Origin of the sequence: Sulfurimonas sp. (assembly GCF_041583195.1) — a bacterium.
Lineage (GTDB): Bacteria > Campylobacterota > Campylobacteria > Campylobacterales > Sulfurimonadaceae > Sulfurimonas.
Genome location: NZ_JBFHGL010000001.1, coordinates 177,312 through 192,697 on the forward strand (window position 1 = coordinate 177,312; position 15,386 = coordinate 192,697).

At 31.7% G+C, this 15,386-nt stretch carries 17 protein-coding genes; 6 read left to right on the forward strand and 11 right to left on the reverse strand.

Annotated features, from left to right (window positions below; translation table 11 throughout):
- Positions 1-2: 2 nt before the first annotated feature.
- A complete protein-coding gene (locus ABZA65_RS00885) occupies positions 3-398 on the forward strand; it encodes a hypothetical protein (RefSeq protein ID WP_373069616.1) in 396 nt (131 codons plus the stop codon).
- A 124-nt stretch (positions 399-522) separates the two neighbouring features.
- Positions 523-2,004: a ribosome biogenesis GTPase Der gene (gene der / locus ABZA65_RS00890; RefSeq protein ID WP_373069618.1), complete on the forward strand. Its 1,482-nt coding sequence runs from the start codon at positions 523-525 to the stop codon at positions 2,002-2,004.
- Here der and hemJ read toward each other — a convergent pair.
- Complete coding sequence (hemJ, locus tag ABZA65_RS00895; protein ID WP_373069620.1) at positions 2,001-2,423, reverse strand: protoporphyrinogen oxidase HemJ; 423 nt, start codon at positions 2,421-2,423, stop codon at positions 2,001-2,003. The two genes, der and hemJ, sit on opposite strands and share 4 nt — an antisense overlap.
- Positions 2,424-2,447: 24 nt before the next feature.
- Positions 2,448-2,777 carry a ribosome hibernation-promoting factor, HPF/YfiA family gene (gene hpf / locus ABZA65_RS00900; RefSeq protein WP_373069622.1) on the reverse strand — a complete coding sequence of 110 codons (330 nt, stop codon included), beginning with the start codon at positions 2,775-2,777 and terminating at the stop codon, positions 2,448-2,450.
- Between the two features lie 170 nt (positions 2,778-2,947).
- Here hpf and trpS point away from each other — a divergent pair, with 170 nt between their 5' ends.
- Positions 2,948-3,907 carry a tryptophan--tRNA ligase gene (gene trpS, locus ABZA65_RS00905; protein ID WP_373069625.1) on the forward strand — a complete coding sequence of 320 codons (960 nt, stop codon included), beginning with the start codon at positions 2,948-2,950 and terminating at the stop codon, positions 3,905-3,907.
- Positions 3,908-3,923: 16 nt separating this feature from the next.
- Here the strand turns inward: trpS and ABZA65_RS00910 are convergent, their stop codons facing one another.
- From ABZA65_RS00910 to hemB, 3 genes are all read right to left on the reverse strand, one after another.
- A complete protein-coding gene (locus tag ABZA65_RS00910) occupies positions 3,924-5,123 on the reverse strand; it encodes a hypothetical protein (protein ID WP_373069627.1) in 1,200 nt (399 codons plus the stop codon).
- Position 5,124: 1 nt separating this feature from the next.
- Positions 5,125-6,051: an ornithine carbamoyltransferase gene (gene argF, locus ABZA65_RS00915; protein WP_373069629.1), complete on the reverse strand. Its 927-nt coding sequence runs from the start codon at positions 6,049-6,051 to the stop codon at positions 5,125-5,127.
- Between the two features lie 67 nt (positions 6,052-6,118).
- Complete coding sequence (gene hemB, locus ABZA65_RS00920; RefSeq protein WP_373069631.1) at positions 6,119-7,090, reverse strand: porphobilinogen synthase; 972 nt, start codon at positions 7,088-7,090, stop codon at positions 6,119-6,121.
- Positions 7,091-7,166: 76 nt separating this feature from the next.
- On the opposite strand from hemB, the gene ribA reads away from it, so the two are divergent.
- The gene (gene ribA / locus ABZA65_RS00925) at positions 7,167-7,730 is read left to right on the forward strand and encodes a GTP cyclohydrolase II (protein WP_373069633.1); all 564 of its coding nucleotides are present in this window, start codon (positions 7,167-7,169) and stop codon (positions 7,728-7,730) included.
- Here the strand turns inward: ribA and ABZA65_RS00930 are convergent.
- The 6 genes from ABZA65_RS00930 to ABZA65_RS00955 all read right to left on the reverse strand — a co-directional run bounded on the left by ABZA65_RS00930 (position 7,699) and on the right by ABZA65_RS00955 (position 14,440).
- Positions 7,699-8,364, reverse strand: coding sequence for a phosphatase PAP2 family protein (locus ABZA65_RS00930; protein WP_373069635.1), 666 nt, complete (start codon positions 8,362-8,364; stop codon positions 7,699-7,701). The genes ribA and ABZA65_RS00930 overlap by 32 nt on opposite strands.
- 37 nt (positions 8,365-8,401) lie before the next feature.
- Positions 8,402-10,021, reverse strand: a complete 1,620-nt coding sequence (locus ABZA65_RS00935) for a phosphoethanolamine transferase (RefSeq protein WP_373069637.1) — start codon at positions 10,019-10,021, stop codon at positions 8,402-8,404.
- Between the two features lie 71 nt (positions 10,022-10,092).
- Positions 10,093-11,412 carry a sensor histidine kinase gene (locus tag ABZA65_RS00940; protein WP_373069639.1) on the reverse strand — a complete coding sequence of 440 codons (1,320 nt, stop codon included), beginning with the start codon at positions 11,410-11,412 and terminating at the stop codon, positions 10,093-10,095.
- A 67-nt stretch (positions 11,413-11,479) separates the two neighbouring features.
- Positions 11,480-12,154 carry a response regulator transcription factor gene (locus ABZA65_RS00945; protein WP_373069641.1) on the reverse strand — a complete coding sequence of 225 codons (675 nt, stop codon included), beginning with the start codon at positions 12,152-12,154 and terminating at the stop codon, positions 11,480-11,482.
- Positions 12,155-12,156: 2 nt separating this feature from the next.
- On the reverse strand, positions 12,157-12,522 hold the full coding sequence (locus tag ABZA65_RS00950) for a diacylglycerol kinase (RefSeq protein ID WP_373069643.1): 366 nt from the start codon (positions 12,520-12,522) through the stop codon (positions 12,157-12,159).
- The gene (locus tag ABZA65_RS00955; protein ID WP_373069645.1) at positions 12,500-14,440 is read right to left on the reverse strand and encodes an LTA synthase family protein; all 1,941 of its coding nucleotides are present in this window, start codon (positions 14,438-14,440) and stop codon (positions 12,500-12,502) included. The genes ABZA65_RS00950 and ABZA65_RS00955 overlap by 23 nt, the downstream gene beginning before the upstream one ends.
- 140 nt (positions 14,441-14,580) lie before the next feature.
- Here ABZA65_RS00955 and rsmG point away from each other — a divergent pair, with 140 nt between their 5' ends.
- Positions 14,581-15,156 carry a 16S rRNA (guanine(527)-N(7))-methyltransferase RsmG gene (gene rsmG / locus ABZA65_RS00960; protein ID WP_373069647.1) on the forward strand — a complete coding sequence of 192 codons (576 nt, stop codon included), beginning with the start codon at positions 14,581-14,583 and terminating at the stop codon, positions 15,154-15,156.
- 2 nt (positions 15,157-15,158) lie between these two features.
- On the forward strand, positions 15,159-15,386 hold the full coding sequence (locus ABZA65_RS00965; RefSeq protein ID WP_373069649.1) for a PP0621 family protein: 228 nt from the start codon (positions 15,159-15,161) through the stop codon (positions 15,384-15,386).

Genomic DNA, 15,386 nt, shown 5'->3' on the forward strand with positions numbered 1-15,386 from the left:
TAATGAAACTATTTTTTAAAGTTAGTTTAGCTGCTTTAATTCTACTTTTAAATGGCTGTATGGGTCCAGTTCCTGCAGCTAAGGCACAAAATGAAAGACCTGATTGGGTTTATAATCACACTGAAGGTGCTGTAGGTATTTGTGATACACATATGAAAGGGGACGCGGCGCAAGAACAAGTTGCTATGGATAGAGCTTTAGAGAAACTATCTAAACAGCAAGGTGTTGAAGTGCAAAGCGAATCTTTTTCAACACAAAAAGAAACTGCGGCATATTACAGTTCAGGGCACAAATCATCAGCTACAATAAAAGCAAACAATAAAGTTAATGCTAAAATAAAAGATACTTGGAGAGATCCAAGAAACAACAGGTACTATGTATGGATGGTATTGGAATAATTCCAATCCACCATATATGTCTCTTACTTACATTCAATCAAAACGTATTTTTTAAAACTTCGGTATAATTCCATCAATATAATAAGTTTATTACTTTCTATCCATTAAAAAAACAAGGTATATCATGAAAAAAATTGCGATCATCGGACGCCCTAATGTAGGTAAAAGTTCACTATTTAATAGATTAGTAAAAAAAAGAGATGCAATTACTTCTGATTTAGCAGGTACTACCCGTGATGTTAAGAGACGCGAAGTAATAATCAATGATAAACGTGCTTTAATTCTTGATACAGGTGGACTAGATAAGGGTTGTGAGCTATATGATAAAATAAAAGAGATGTCTCTAAAAGCTGCCCATAAGGCAGATATTATTCTTTACATGGTTGATGGCAAAGGTCTTCCTGAGGATGAAGATAAAAAGCTTTTTTATGAACTGCAAACTATGGGTAAAGATATAGCTCTAGTTGTAAATAAAATCGATAATGATAAAATGAAAGATAAACTCTGGGATTTTTACGAGTTTGGATGTGATGCAATCTTTGGTATATCTGTATCTCACAACCGCGGTACAGTTGATCTTCTTGAATGGTTGTATAATCAAATCCCTGAATCAGATAAAATAGATGAATCTATGGAAGATGTTGTAAGTGAACCTGAAAGATTTGACTATGAAGATGAACTTAGCGATGAAGAGTTCTTTGCACAATTTGATGAAGATGAGGATGACGGTTATTTCTATACTGATGAAGAAGAGGTAGAGGATGATTCTATATTTGCTCAAAATGATAAAATCAAAGAATTTGACGAAAACGATATAAACCATATAAAAATTGCCATTATAGGGCGTACAAATGTTGGAAAAAGTTCACTCTTAAATGCACTTCTTGGAGAAGAACGTTCAGTTGTTAGTGAAGTAAGCGGTACTACAATCGATCCTATTGATGAAAGTATTGACTATGAAGGAAAGCAGCTTACATTTGTTGATACTGCAGGTCTTAGACGTCGCGGTAAGATAGAAGGAATTGAGCGTTACGCACTTATGCGTACAAAAGAGATGCTTGAAAATGCAAATATGGCATTAGTTGTTCTTGATGCTAGTGAACCGTTTTTAGATCTTGATGAAAAGATAGCCGGACTAGTTGATCAAAATAGACTTGCATGTATTATTGTTTTAAATAAATGGGATATAGCTGATAAAAACGAGTTTGAAAAGATAAAAAATGAAGTACGTGACAGATTTAAATTTTTAGCTTATGCACCTATTATCACATTATCTGCAAATACTCACCAACGTGTAGATAAACTTTATGATATGATCTTAAAAATCAATGAGAACTATTCCCAAAGAATTACAACTTCACAGTTAAATGCAGTAATAGACAAGGCTCAACAACGCCATCAACTACCGACTATGCACGGTCAGGTTATACGTATATACTATACGACTCAGTATGAAACACGTCCTCCGAAGATTGCTATTGTTATGAACAAACCTAAAGGTCTTCACTTTACATATAGAAGATATCTGACAAATAAATTAAGAGAGGCTTTTGATTTTACGGGGACACCGTTATTGTTTAAAGCTAAGAAGCGTGGGGAGCGTTAGAATGGTTTAAAAACCACTAACCACACCACAACCATTAAGATTAAAGTCGGCACTTCGTTATATGCACGAAAAAACTTTCCGCTTTTTGTACATTCATCATTTAAAAACTGTTTTCTAAATATACCTAATGAAAAAAAGTAAGCCATTAAGATAGCTACTAAAAATATTTTTGCGTGTAACCAAGCATTATTTGCAAATCCAAGTTCAAACGCCATATAAAAGCCACTTAAAACAGTAGCCCACATAGCAGGAACACCAATATATTTATAAATTTTCAATTCCATCACTTTGATCACATCACAAAAACCTTTGTTATCAATATTTTCAGCATGATAGACAAAAAGTCTAGGCATATAAAATAAAACTGCAAACCATGAGATGAGAGAGAGAAGATGGAACCATAATATCCATGTATACAAAATGTATCCTTGAACTTTAGACTACTAAGAGTCTAAAGTTTCTAAGTCTTTAATTGAACCTTTTGGAGATGCTACAACTTTATCGTGAAGACGACGAAGTGCTTTTGTAGCACGTTCAATTGCTAAATCAATAGCTGCATCTAGACTATCATCTGTCTGAGAGATCACAACAGGTTCAGCATGAGCTATATGCATATCGAATTCTATTGTTACACCTTTTTTTTCTGCTTTAATACGAACGTTAACTGAAGTTATTTCTAATGAGTATTTTGTAAAACTTTCTATTGCATCTTGAATATGAGCTTTTGTGTTAGCATGTAATGTTACATCTTTTGATTGTACTTGTACATTCATAATTTATCCTTTACTTAGAGTGGCTTACCCTCTCCTTTGTTATATTTATATAATATCACTATTAACATTTACTTTACCTAAAAAAGCTATGTAAATCTATGCTATTAGGAGCTTATCGTAAAGCCGATATCAATTTTGCTATAATTGCAAAAAAATTTAGGAAATTATATATGAGAGTATTAACAGGTATTCAACCATCTGGAGATTTACATATTGGTAACTATTTCGGATCAATCAAACAGATGGTAGATGCGCAACAATCAAGTGATACATTTGCTTTTATCGCAAACTATCACGCCCAAACCAGTGGTGGTAAAGATTTATCAAAATTCACTATGCAAGCAGCAACAGACTTTTTAGCTCTTGGAATAGACCCTGAAAAATCTACATTTTGGGTTCAATCTGATGTCAAAGAGGTTTTAGAGTTATACTGGATACTATCTTCTTTTACACCAATGGGTCTGTTAGAGCGTGCACATAGTTATAAAGATAAAACTGCTAAAGGTATAGCTGCTAACCATTCACTTTTCTCTTATCCTGTTTTAATGGCGGCAGATATCTTACTTTTTAGCTCAGAGGTTGTACCTGTTGGAAAAGATCAAATTCAACACATAGAGATAGCTCGTGATATAGCTACAAAGTTTAATAATGAATACGGAGATATTTTAACACTGCCAGAATTTCGTGTTCAAGAAGAGGTTCAAACTGTTCCTGGAATTGATGGGCAAAAGATGTCAAAGAGTTATGGAAACGTTGTAAACATCTTTGGTGAAGAGAAAAAACAACTTAAAACTATAAAAAAGATTGTAACTGAACAAGTAGCGCTTGAAGAGCCTAAAGAGTATGAAACTTGTAATGTTTATAACATGGCTAAACTATTTTTAGAAGGCGATAACCTTATAGCACTTCAAGAGAGATATAAAAAAGGTGGTGAAGGACATGGCCACTTTAAAATATATCTAGCTGAAGTTATGTGGGAATACTTTAGAGAGTTTAGAGAAAAACGTGAATACTATGAAAAAAATCAAGATGAAGTAAGAGAAATTTTAAAACTTGGTGCAGATAAAGCAAGAGCTGTAGCCGCTCCTATGATAGAAAAGATCAGAGAAGTTACAGGTATAAAATACTAATAAGCTAAAGTAATCTCTACTTTAGCTTTAATCTTTTAGATGCTATTGGCATCTTCTTAGACCAGATTTCATCTTTTAAATCCAACAGACCTCTAACCTCATCATTTACAAGTCTATAATAAACACTAACTTGAACACTTCTAGCAGCTTTCTCTCTTTTAACTTTTATAACTTTTTGTCCTTGAGCCGGTACACTCATATCTTTAGACATAGTTTTAGCTAAGTGTGGAATAGTCGGTTTTTTCTTTCTGTCTTTATAGTGAGTTGTTAAAGAAACAAGATCTTTTTTTATAATTTTGCTTCCATTTTTATACTCTAATTCTATCAATAGCTCACGAGCACCCATACCACTTGGGATATTATGAGGTTGAGGGTTTTCAAGCATAATAACTATGTCATCATCTTTTTGCCAAGTAGTTAACTCTAAAGAATCTTTGATCATATCTTCATAATGTGCACCTTTAAAACCATGGCTTCTAATCATACGTTTCTTAGCTTTACCATTCTCTATTCTAAGAGTAGATGCCACGCCTTCCCTTTTTGGCCCCATATGACAATCTACACATTTTTTACCACCAGACTTAAACTCTTTTTCCATATTTGTAAATACTAACTTTCTATGGCTCTTATCATTTGCATGACAAACAAAACAAAGTTTGTTTGAGTTACCGCCCATAAAGTCTCTATATTCAACCTTATGATAAGGAGATTTTGCATCATCAAATGGTCCACTCATAACTCCAGATGGTGTCCATGTAATTCTGTTTATACCACGGTATGATTGATCTCTGTCTGAGTGAATTTTATCTATATTGTGACATACAACACAGTTAATACCCTCCTGTAAATGATCATCATCTAAAGCCTTATTAACTTTTGAACCTTTATCAAGTCCAAGTACAGCTTCAATCTCATAATCCATACCTGTAGAAGTAACTGAAATTCTAGGATTATGACAAGTTGCACACTCTACTTTAACACCGTTTAAACTTTTTCTTGTTTTTTTACTGTAGTACTCAATTGATTTTTGAAAATACTCATCTTTTTTAAAGTGTGATTTTGCATGCCATGATTTTTGCCAGTCTTGAACTAAGTGTAAATGGCATGCTTTACAGTTTTTAGACTCTGCAAACTTCTCACCAACATTTACAACTTTTGCTGCTTTTGCACCATATAACAAACTACATGCTAATAAAAATAACCCTAATATTTTCAAATTACTCTCCTCTTTTTCTATCTAACCAAACCATTAAGCCTTTTTGGGCATGAAGTCTGTTTTCTGCTTCATTAAATACGATATCTGCATGTTTTTCAAAAACATCTTCACTAACTTCAAGTCCTCTGTATGCAGGTAAACAATGTAAAAATTTAGCACCATCTTGAGCAAGATTCATCATTTGTTCATCTACCATGAAACCCTTAAAGATCTTAATACGCTGTTCTTTTTCATCTTCTTGCCCCATTGATGTCCAAGTATCTGTTGTAACAACCGTTGCACCTTTTACCGCTTCTTGTGGATCGTTCATAGTTACAATTTTTCCACCGCTAGATTTAGCAATCTCTTGAGTTGTAGCTAAAATATCTGCATCAACTTCATAACCCTTTGGAGTAGCTATACGAAGTTCAAATCCAAGTTTTGCAGCTAACATCATCCATGAGTGTGTCATATTGTTTCCATCACCTACATATGCCGCTACAATATCTTTATCTGCATTATGTTCAACTAGAGTCATATAATCAGCTAAGAGTTGAACTGGGTGGTAAGAGTCTGTAAGTCCGTTTATAACAGGAACTTTTGAGTAAGAAGCAAATTCTTCTATCATAGACTGCTCGAATGTACGGATCATCACCATGTCACACATACTTGAAATAACACGAGCCGTATCTTTTACAGGTTCACCACGTCCCAAATGTATATCACGGTTTGATAAAAACAGTGCATGCCCACCTAGCTGAAACATACCTGTTTCAAAACTAACCCTTGTTCTAGTTGAACTTTTTTCAAAAATCATGCCAAGAGTTTTCATCTCCAACTCTTTTTTATAAACACCATTTTTAAGGTTGTTCTTTATCTCTAAACCGATATCAATTATCTCTAAGATTTCCTCTTTTGTAAAATCTTTGAGTGTTAAAAAATGTCTCACTGTTTTTCCTAGGTAAAAAATATTAAAATTTTTTGAGTTAATTATTCTACTTTATGTTTACTTAAAATTACTTTTTTAGTAAACTTGCTATCTCTTTTGCATGATATGTAATAATTATATCAGCACCAGCACGCTTAAAACTGATCATAGTTTCCATTAAAACTCTGTCGTAATCTATTAAACCTTGAGCACCAGCCATTTTTAGCATTGCATATTCTCCACTTACATTATACACTGCTAATGGTTTACTAGTATTATCTTTTATCTCACGCACCACATCAAGGTATGCAAGAACAGGTTTTACCATAAGTATATCGGCGCCTTGCATCTCATCACTTACACTCTCCGCAATTGCTTCACGACGATTCGCCGGATCCATCTGATATGAAGATCTATCACCAAAACTAGGTGTTGATTCAGCTACATCACGAAACGGTCCATAGTATCCGCTTGCAAATTTTGTAGAGTATGACATAATTGGCAGATTCTCATACCCTGCAGAGTCAAGTGCATCTCTAAGAGTTTCAATTATACCGTCCATCATCCCTGATGGTGCGATCATATCTGCCCCTGCTTTAGCATGAACTACAGCCTGTTGAGCAGATATCTCTAAAGTTGCATCATTATTTACAGTTTGATTCTTTTCATCTATTATTCCACAGTGACCATGATCCGTATATTCACAAAAACAAAGATCAGTTACAACAAACATATCTGGAAATGCTTTTTTAACTTCTCTTACTGCATTTGCAATAATTCCGTGTTCACATAGAGAATCACTCCCGATTGAGTCTTTAACATCAGGTATACCAAATAAAATGATTGAGTTAAGCCCCAGTTTTTGTAACTCTGCACACTCTTTTAGTATCTCATCCAGACTCATCTGGTACACACCAGGCATAGATGACACTTCAGTTTTTATGTTCTCACCGCTTCTAACAAACAACGGGTATATAAGGTCATCCGTACTTACACTTGTTTCACGTACTAGCTTTCTTAAAGTGCTATTTATTCTTGTTCTTCTAAATCTGTCAAACATAAACTTTTCCTATGATTAAAAATATTTCGCTATAATCTGCGTAAAATTCTACCTTTTTTAACTTGGATAACTATTAATGGATATAAATATATCAAATGAAGCAAACCTCCCCTCAAGGTTTGGAGACTTTAAAATAAAAGCTTTTAAAGAGGGACAAAAAGAACATTTAGCTATATATACAAAAGATTTGGCAGAGATACCGATAGTAAGAGTTCATTCAGAATGTTTAACAGGCGATGCTATCGGAAGTTTGAAATGCGACTGTAGAGATCAGCTGGAATATGCACTTGACCTAATTTCAAAAGAGGGAGGTATGGTAATATACCTTCGCCAAGAAGGTCGTAATATCGGCCTTTTAAATAAAGTAAATGCTTATGCACTTCAAGATCAAGGTTTTAACACAATAGAAGCAAACCATCAACTTGGATTTGGAGCTGATCTGCGTACATACGAAATAGTTACAGAGATACTTCAGCACTTTAATATACATAAAATTAAACTTCTTACAAACAACCCTGAAAAAATAAAATCAATAAGTGATGTAGAAGTTGTTGAACGTGTACCTATTGTTATGAAAGCTAATACACATAATAAAGGTTATTTAGATACTAAAAAAGATGAGATGGGGCATTTACTTTAGTTTCATTTTCCTTTATTAAAATCAAATTAACAACTTTATCTATACTCAAAATTATTATCCAAGCTAAAAACATCGTAACTAAAGTATGGCTCATAAAATGATCCCCTATTAACATTTTATAAATTCCCATACTCCATCCTACTAAAAGCCCAAATAATAAAGCATATTTCTTATTTTTAAGATTTTTAAACAAAAAATACAACGATAGTAGTGCAAAACCACCACTGGCATGACCGGCTGGCCAACAGCGTATTTTACATTCTTGTTTAAATATTTTTGGATAAGCGTCAAATACTTTCACATTTGGATAATTACCGTTATAACGTTCAATATTTTTGGGACAAGGCGTATTAGTAATTTTTTTTAATACTCCTACAGTCAAGGGAATAAAAATCGCTGATAACATCACAACTAAGAGACCTTTTTTATATTTTTTCACAAAAGATGTCTTATAAAAAAATGTTAATGAAATTAAAATACCTGCAGCAAAAAGAACCAATACTTTTTTAATACCGCTATAAAATATTAGTTCTAAAATATACTCATTTCTATCTAGAATCCATTTTTTTGTACTAAAATCATAAAACAAGTCCTGAATAATATAATCTAGATCTGTAACTTCGAATATAACCAATGTACAAATTAAACATATTAGAGCTATCAATAACTCTTTACTCAGGAATTTTAGCATCATGTAAAACATCTTTCTTTTTATCATACAAGTTACTATTTACTTCAAATAAACCCAAAAGAGAATGAAATATATTATCATGCGTAAAATCTTTATTAGAGTAGCTTTGCAAAGTTGTAGTATTTATATCTTCTTTCATACCATCACCAAACCAAACGATTGAAGCTACATGAGTTTGATTATCAGGTGCCATAAAGTAAGGAAGACCGTGCAAATATAAACCGCTCTCACCCAGACTTTCACCATGATCGCTTATATAAAACATTGTAGCTTCATGAGTTTTATCATATTGTTTTAAAAATTCAATAACTTTGGATAAAAAATAATCCGTATACAATATAGCATTATCATATGCATTACTTATTGATTCTGCAGAGCATTCCTCTAGTTGATTTGTTTCACAAACTGGTTTAAATTTTTCATACTCTTTTGTATATCTTTTATAGTATGCCGGTCCATGATTTCCCATCATATGCAAAACTATCAATATATCTCTATTTTTGTGTAATTCAATATATTTATCAAGTCCAACAAGCATCCCTTCATCCCTGCATTCAGTGTCGCAAACTGTATTTGTCTTGGGAGTTCTAAAATCTTCATAAGGGACACGCAATGCTACACCTTTAGAATCTGAATTGTTATCTCTCCAAAGTATATCTACTGAACCGGTATTTACTAATACATCTAAAATATTTTGTGTGGACATCCCCTTGTCATACGTATAATTATCTTTTGTAAATATTGAAAACATACATGGAACAGAAACAGCCGTAGAGGTACCGCAAGAGTGCATACTCTCAAAACTAACCAGATCATTTTCCTTAGATAATAAAGGATTTGTTTCTCTGCTGTAATTATTAAGAGAAAATCTGTCTGCTCTAGCTGCTTCTCCAACTACAAGGACAACTAATTCTTTTGCTTCATCCTGTTCTTCTTCTACTTTTGCATCCAAACCTATACTTTGAACAATTACTGAACCTGTTTTAGATGTTTTACTCATGTATTTTCCAATACTATATATCCAATATGTTGGATTTGTGTAATACCGAAGTGGCTTATGTTCACGGAAAAAAGATGCATAAAACTTACTAAATAATATAAGTAAAACTACAATCAAGCCTAAAGCAATCCCTATAACTTTTAGTTTTGAAAAAAACTCTTGACGCCAAGAGTTAAATTTTATTGGCTGTTTATATACATAATACGATGGAATAATTCCAAGGAAAAATACATACAATACTAATTTATAACTAAACAGATCCATAGACTCGTTTAAATTGGTTTGCAGTGAATTTCTAATCATACCCTCATCTATTACAACATTGTATGTTTGCATAAAATAACTAGTAAAAGATGAAATAAATAAAGTAGCTATCAATATTAGTTTTGTTGTATACCTAGAGCTAAATAGTGTAAAAATAATTACTATGAAACTTACCAAAACAAAAAAAAGTGATATAACAAAAATCACATTACTCAAAGTAGGATTATAAACTTTTAATACATTTAGAAAGAATGACTGATTATAAAAAAGTCCAAAAAAAACAGCTGAGAATATAATAAAATTATACTGAGTAATTGGTTTAAAACTTATTCTCATTAATATCCTTTTATTAAGTTATAGAATATTAATGTTTATGTATGAAAGCAATATGAATATAAAATTAATTTTTATTCATCTAGTATTTTTGGTATTTTTATTATAACTTTTGTACCTTCGTTTAGTATGCTTTGAACATCTATTTTATAGTTATGAAGGTCTAAAATCATCTTAACTATCGCAAGTCCTAACCCTGTACCGCCTTGTTGACGGGAACGTGCTTTATCTGTTCTGTAAAAACGTTCAAATATAAATGGAAGATCATCTTGTGAGATCCCATTTCCGTTATCTTCTATAGTCAGTAAATATTCTAAATTATTATCACTTTCAGATATATATACTTCACTTGAACCTTTACTGTATGTTATTGCATTTCTTAGAATATTATCAATAGCTATTTTCAGAAGTGTCTCATTTGCAAATATAGTTGCAGGTATTATCTCTTTAATTTTTATATTTACAGTTCTTTTCGTTGCAAATTTCTCTATTTGAGAAACACAATCTAAAACAATTTCATCCAAATAAACTTCTCTGAAATTAGCTTTTAACTCATTTGTGTCTTTTTTTGTAAGTAAAAACAACTGTTCTATTGTTTCTTGAACACGTACTGTTTCAGATAATACATCTTCTAATATCTCTTTATACTCTGAAGATGTTCTTTCTTGTCTTAGTGCAACTTCCACCTCACCTCTTATAACAGTAAGAGGTGTTTTTAGCTCGTGTGAAGCATCACTGCTAAAAGATGAGATTCTATTAAATGCCTCTTCAAGATTTTCTAAAAGCTGATTAAAAGTTTTAACAAGCTCTTCTATTTCTGTAGGTATTTTTTCTGTAGTTATTCTGCTTGTAAGACTCTTTGTAGAGATCGAATGTACATCTTCTACAACCTTCTTAACTGGTTTAAGCGTTGTATTTATCAATACATTTACGATAAATAACATCAAAATCAAAATTATTGGATTTGCAATTAATAAACTCGTCAGTATTTGGTTTAAATAAGGTGAATCAACAACCTTAGTTGTAGAGAGCTGAAAAATCACTTTTGTTTTTTCATCTTCAAGTAGTATGATTGAACTCACACGATAAATATCTTTATCAAAATAATTTACATTATAAAGATCTTGTTCTACATTCAACGGTATATCAAATATATATGACTTTCGTGAATGAGATAGCGTTTCTTTTATAATCTTGTTTTTAATTTTGTCATAATAAAAAATCTTGACATACAAAGGCGTTATTCCAAACTCCTCTATCAACTCCGATGACACATCTTTGGCTTCCATGAAACCATTTTCTTTTAGATCTGGAATTGCGTCAATAGATATAGTTTTAAGCAATGTATCTAATGAATCTGTAACACCTTTTTGAGCAGTGTTATAAATAAACACACTGAAAGAACAAAGTATTACCACATTAAAAACAAAAAAATAAAAAAGAAGCTTTGTTTTTAAACTTTTAAACATCTTGATCACTCAGCATATAACCTGAACCGCGAACAGTATGAAGCAGTTTTATCTCATACCCTTTATCTATTTTATTTCTTAAACGGTATATATATACATTTATTATATTACTCATCGTCTCTTGTGCCATATCACTCAAATTATCTTTTATGATAGTTTCAGTTAAAAGTTTATTGGCATTTCGTCCAAGAAGCTCAAGTAATGCATACTCTTTTACCGTTAAAGATATTTTATTTTCTGCTCTTTTAACTTCTCTTTTATTTGTATCTATTGTTAAGTCACCTACAGTAATAATGGAAGAACTCTGTGTTTTATTTCTAAGTTGTGCACGGATCCTTGCTAAAAGTTCTTCAAAAGCAAACGGCTTAGTCAAATAGTCATCAGCACCGCTGTCAAGACCGTCTATTTTATCTTCAAGTTTATTTCTGGCTGTTAACATAATTATTGGTGTACTGACACCTTTATTCCTCAGACTTGTACATACATCCATACCATCAGAACCCGGAAGCATCAAATCAAGCAAAATAATATCGTATGGATTAACCTGAGCAAGATATATAGCTTCATCACCATGATGAGTTACATCTACACTGTAAGATTCTTCCTGCAAACCTTTTTTGATAAAGTGTGCGATTTTAATATCATCTTCGACCACCAATACTCTCATTTTTACCCTTTTATCATATCAACCAAGACAATACCCCATGTAGTTACAAAAACCGTTATACTCAAAAACACAACACTGCTTCCCACATCTTTTGCACGACCAGCCATAATATGATGATCGAGTGTTACCAAATCTACAACTCTCTCTATTGCACTGTTTATAGCTTCTGCTATAAGCATCCCCATTAAAGAGATAAACATTAAAACTTTATTCGTTATACTCACGTCAATGAAAAAGATTACTGGCAGTAAAAGAATTGTTATTACAAGCTCAATCTGAAATGATCTTTCTGTTTTAATAAGATCAACCAAACCCCTTAAAGCATAACTTGTATTTTTAAAAAAATTATATTTTGGCTGATTTCTCAATGTTTTCCTTTTTATTATTATACAACTTGTTATCATACATATAATCTAATGCCAAGATAAATGCTAACGCATCTTTTTCTAATTCTAAATCATGTTCTGTTTGACTAAGATGTTGATCTTTATATGCAAAAGTAACAGCTTCTTTATTTGGTCTTATAACAGCAACTTTGTCATCTACCCTAAGGGCATAGTATGAATAAAACTGCATAAGTGAGACACTATTTTTTTTATCACTGAAAATAGATTGTCCCATAATTGGATAACTTAAATCTACTCCTATAAGATCTAGTGCCGTTGCCAATATATCAGGCTGTGTTGAAATTTTATCATAAACCATAGGTTTGATATCTCCGCCAAGTATCAATCCTGGTATATGAAACATATCTATAGGAATTATATCCTCACCGTATACCCTTACATTATGATCAGCGACTACCACTATTACGGTATCTTTATAATAATCTTCTTTTTTTGCAAGTTCAATAAACTTACCTATTGCATAATCAGCATATTTTACAGCATTTTTGACACTTTTAACATTTGATTTATCGACTAAATCTATCTTTTCATAAGGACATTCAAAAGGTGCATGATTAGATGTAGAAAACATCACCGATGCAAATTTTTGATTTTCTAAATACATTTTCTTGAATTTTTTATTTGCTCTAACAACCAAGTCCTCATCACATACACCCCATGATGATTTGAATGTAGGGTTTTCAAACTCTGATTCATCTAGTATTTCATCAAAACCGTTTCCTAAATACCAACTGCGCATATTATCAAATCTGCTCTCTCCTCCATAGATAAACGATGTATGGTAACCAAGTGGCTTTAATGCTGATGCTATAGTAAAATAGTCTCTTTGTGACTTATTCCTCTTTAAAACACCTTTTCCGGGTATAGAGAAGTTACCTGCACTTAATCCTGCCAAACCTCTGATACTTCTAGTTCCGTTTGAATACAGGTCTTTAAACAAGATTCCCTCTTTGCTTAATCTGTTAAAATTTGGAGTAATCCCTTCTTCCCCGCCAACTGCTTTAACAAATTGATAACCTAAACTCTCTTCAACAAATATAATTAAATTTTTAGGTTTTTCAGATTTAAAATGAGTTTTCTCATCTCTTAAAAGTGAAACTTCCTGATCACTTTTATTAATATTCAATCTTTTCGTAACTCTTAAAAAAGCTTCTTTAATATTCATGTCTCCGTAGATTTTTTTAATCTGATTAGTTCCATGTTTGTTACTTACATATATTGCATAAGCAATACTGTATACAGAGTTTTTTGTTATCTCATTTACCATTCTGTTAGATGTATACATCGCATCTGAGATATTAGCAGGTCTGTGACCGAATGATGACCTTGCACCTATAAAAAGTACCATAAATAGAGTTATAAAAATCAAAACTCTTTTTAAATAACTTTGTTCATATACTTTAGAGAAATCATTTTTATCATATTTTAAAAACAGATATATAAAGAAAACTATCATAACAAAAAATATAAGCAGTTCAAGTTTATAATCAGCAAATATCATAGCAAATACTTCTTGCGGATAAATCAGATACTCTACAAAAAGATAGTTTGGTCTAACATCGTATTGAGCTAAAAAAGTAAAAGTAGCATTTTCAATGTAGATTAGAATTGATAATATTATCAAGAAGTAGTACTTTAGAAACTTATCTGTAAATCTGCTAATATTTTTAGGCATAAAAGACAACACTATTAAAGGTATTAAAAGTAAAACAGATGCACTGATAGTATCCATTTTTAAGCCGTAAATAAAAGTCAGCCAATAATCAACTCCGCTGTCTTTAAAGTTGTTAAAATACTCTATAAATAATAGTAATCTGCCTAAAAAAAATATAAAAATCATATATGCGTAATACTTAACTAGTATTTTAAAAATTTCCATTTTCTTCCTATTATTAAACTTTATAAATAAAACAATAAAATTTATAGATGAAAACATTATGAATATAAAATGAATATTTATTCATATTCAAAACCTATTGTTTACATTTTATGTATAATTAGATTTTTAAAAGGTATATTTTGGATTTAAAAGAACGTTTAGAAGCAGAAAATATAGAGCTTAATGATGATTTTTATGAAAATGTAAAAAAATATAAATCTCATCTGTTAAAATGGAATAAAACACATAACCTTACCGGTGCAAGAGATGAACAGACTATAGATGAATTTATCTATGATGCCGTATACCCTGTAAAATTTCTGCCAAAATATGAAACTCTTTTAGACATAGGTACAGGGGCAGGTTTTCCGGGAATGATTTTGGCAATGGCGTTAAGAGATACAGAGGTAACTTTAGCCGAACCACTTACAAAACGTGCAAGTTTTTTGCAGTTTATTAAAGCAGACCTAGGACTCTCAAACGTAAATGTCGTAAAAAAACGTGTAGAAGAAATGGATAGCAAAATATTTGATCTGGTAACTTCACGTGCAGTTACAGATACTGATATGCTTCTAAAGCTTAGTGAGAATTTTCGAGATGATCATACACAGGTACTTTTTTACAAAGGCGAAAACGTGTATAATGAGATCCCAGATAATATGCAACATGAAATTATTCAAACAAATAACAGACACTATTTATTACTGAAGGCTTAATTATGATTTTAAAAATTTTACTAGTTATCGTTGTAGTAGCAACAATATATTTTTTATTTATAAAGAAAAAACCAAATCAGGTAAAAGATCAAAACGATAGTAAAAAACAAACACCAAAAGCAAATGATATGATAGAATGTGCAAGTTGCGGAGTTTATTGTGAAGTTAACGACATGATTCTAAGCAATGCAAAATACTACTGTTCAAAAGAGTGCGTAGAAAAAGGATAG

Bases quoted from the DNA above. Each gene is read 5' to 3' on its own strand.
- ABZA65_RS00885 (WP_373069616.1), top strand. From the start codon at position 3: ATGAAACTATTTTTTAAAGTTAGTTTAGCTGCTTTAATTCTACTTTTA.
- der (WP_373069618.1), top strand. From the start codon at position 523: ATGAAAAAAATTGCGATCATCGGACGCCCTAATGTAGGTAAAAGTTCA.
- hpf (WP_373069622.1), bottom strand. From the start codon at position 2,777: ATGAATGTACAAGTACAATCAAAAGATGTAACATTACATGCTAACACA.
- trpS (WP_373069625.1), top strand. From the start codon at position 2,948: ATGAGAGTATTAACAGGTATTCAACCATCTGGAGATTTACATATTGGT.
- hemB (WP_373069631.1), bottom strand. From the start codon at position 7,090: ATGTTTGACAGATTTAGAAGAACAAGAATAAATAGCACTTTAAGAAAG.
- ribA (WP_373069633.1), top strand. From the start codon at position 7,167: ATGGATATAAATATATCAAATGAAGCAAACCTCCCCTCAAGGTTTGGA.
- ABZA65_RS00935 (WP_373069637.1), bottom strand. From the start codon at position 10,021: ATGAGAATAAGTTTTAAACCAATTACTCAGTATAATTTTATTATATTC.
- ABZA65_RS00945 (WP_373069641.1), bottom strand. From the start codon at position 12,154: ATGAGAGTATTGGTGGTCGAAGATGATATTAAAATCGCACACTTTATC.
- ABZA65_RS00955 (WP_373069645.1), bottom strand. From the start codon at position 14,440: ATGGAAATTTTTAAAATACTAGTTAAGTATTACGCATATATGATTTTT.
- ABZA65_RS00965 (WP_373069649.1), top strand. From the start codon at position 15,159: ATGATTTTAAAAATTTTACTAGTTATCGTTGTAGTAGCAACAATATAT.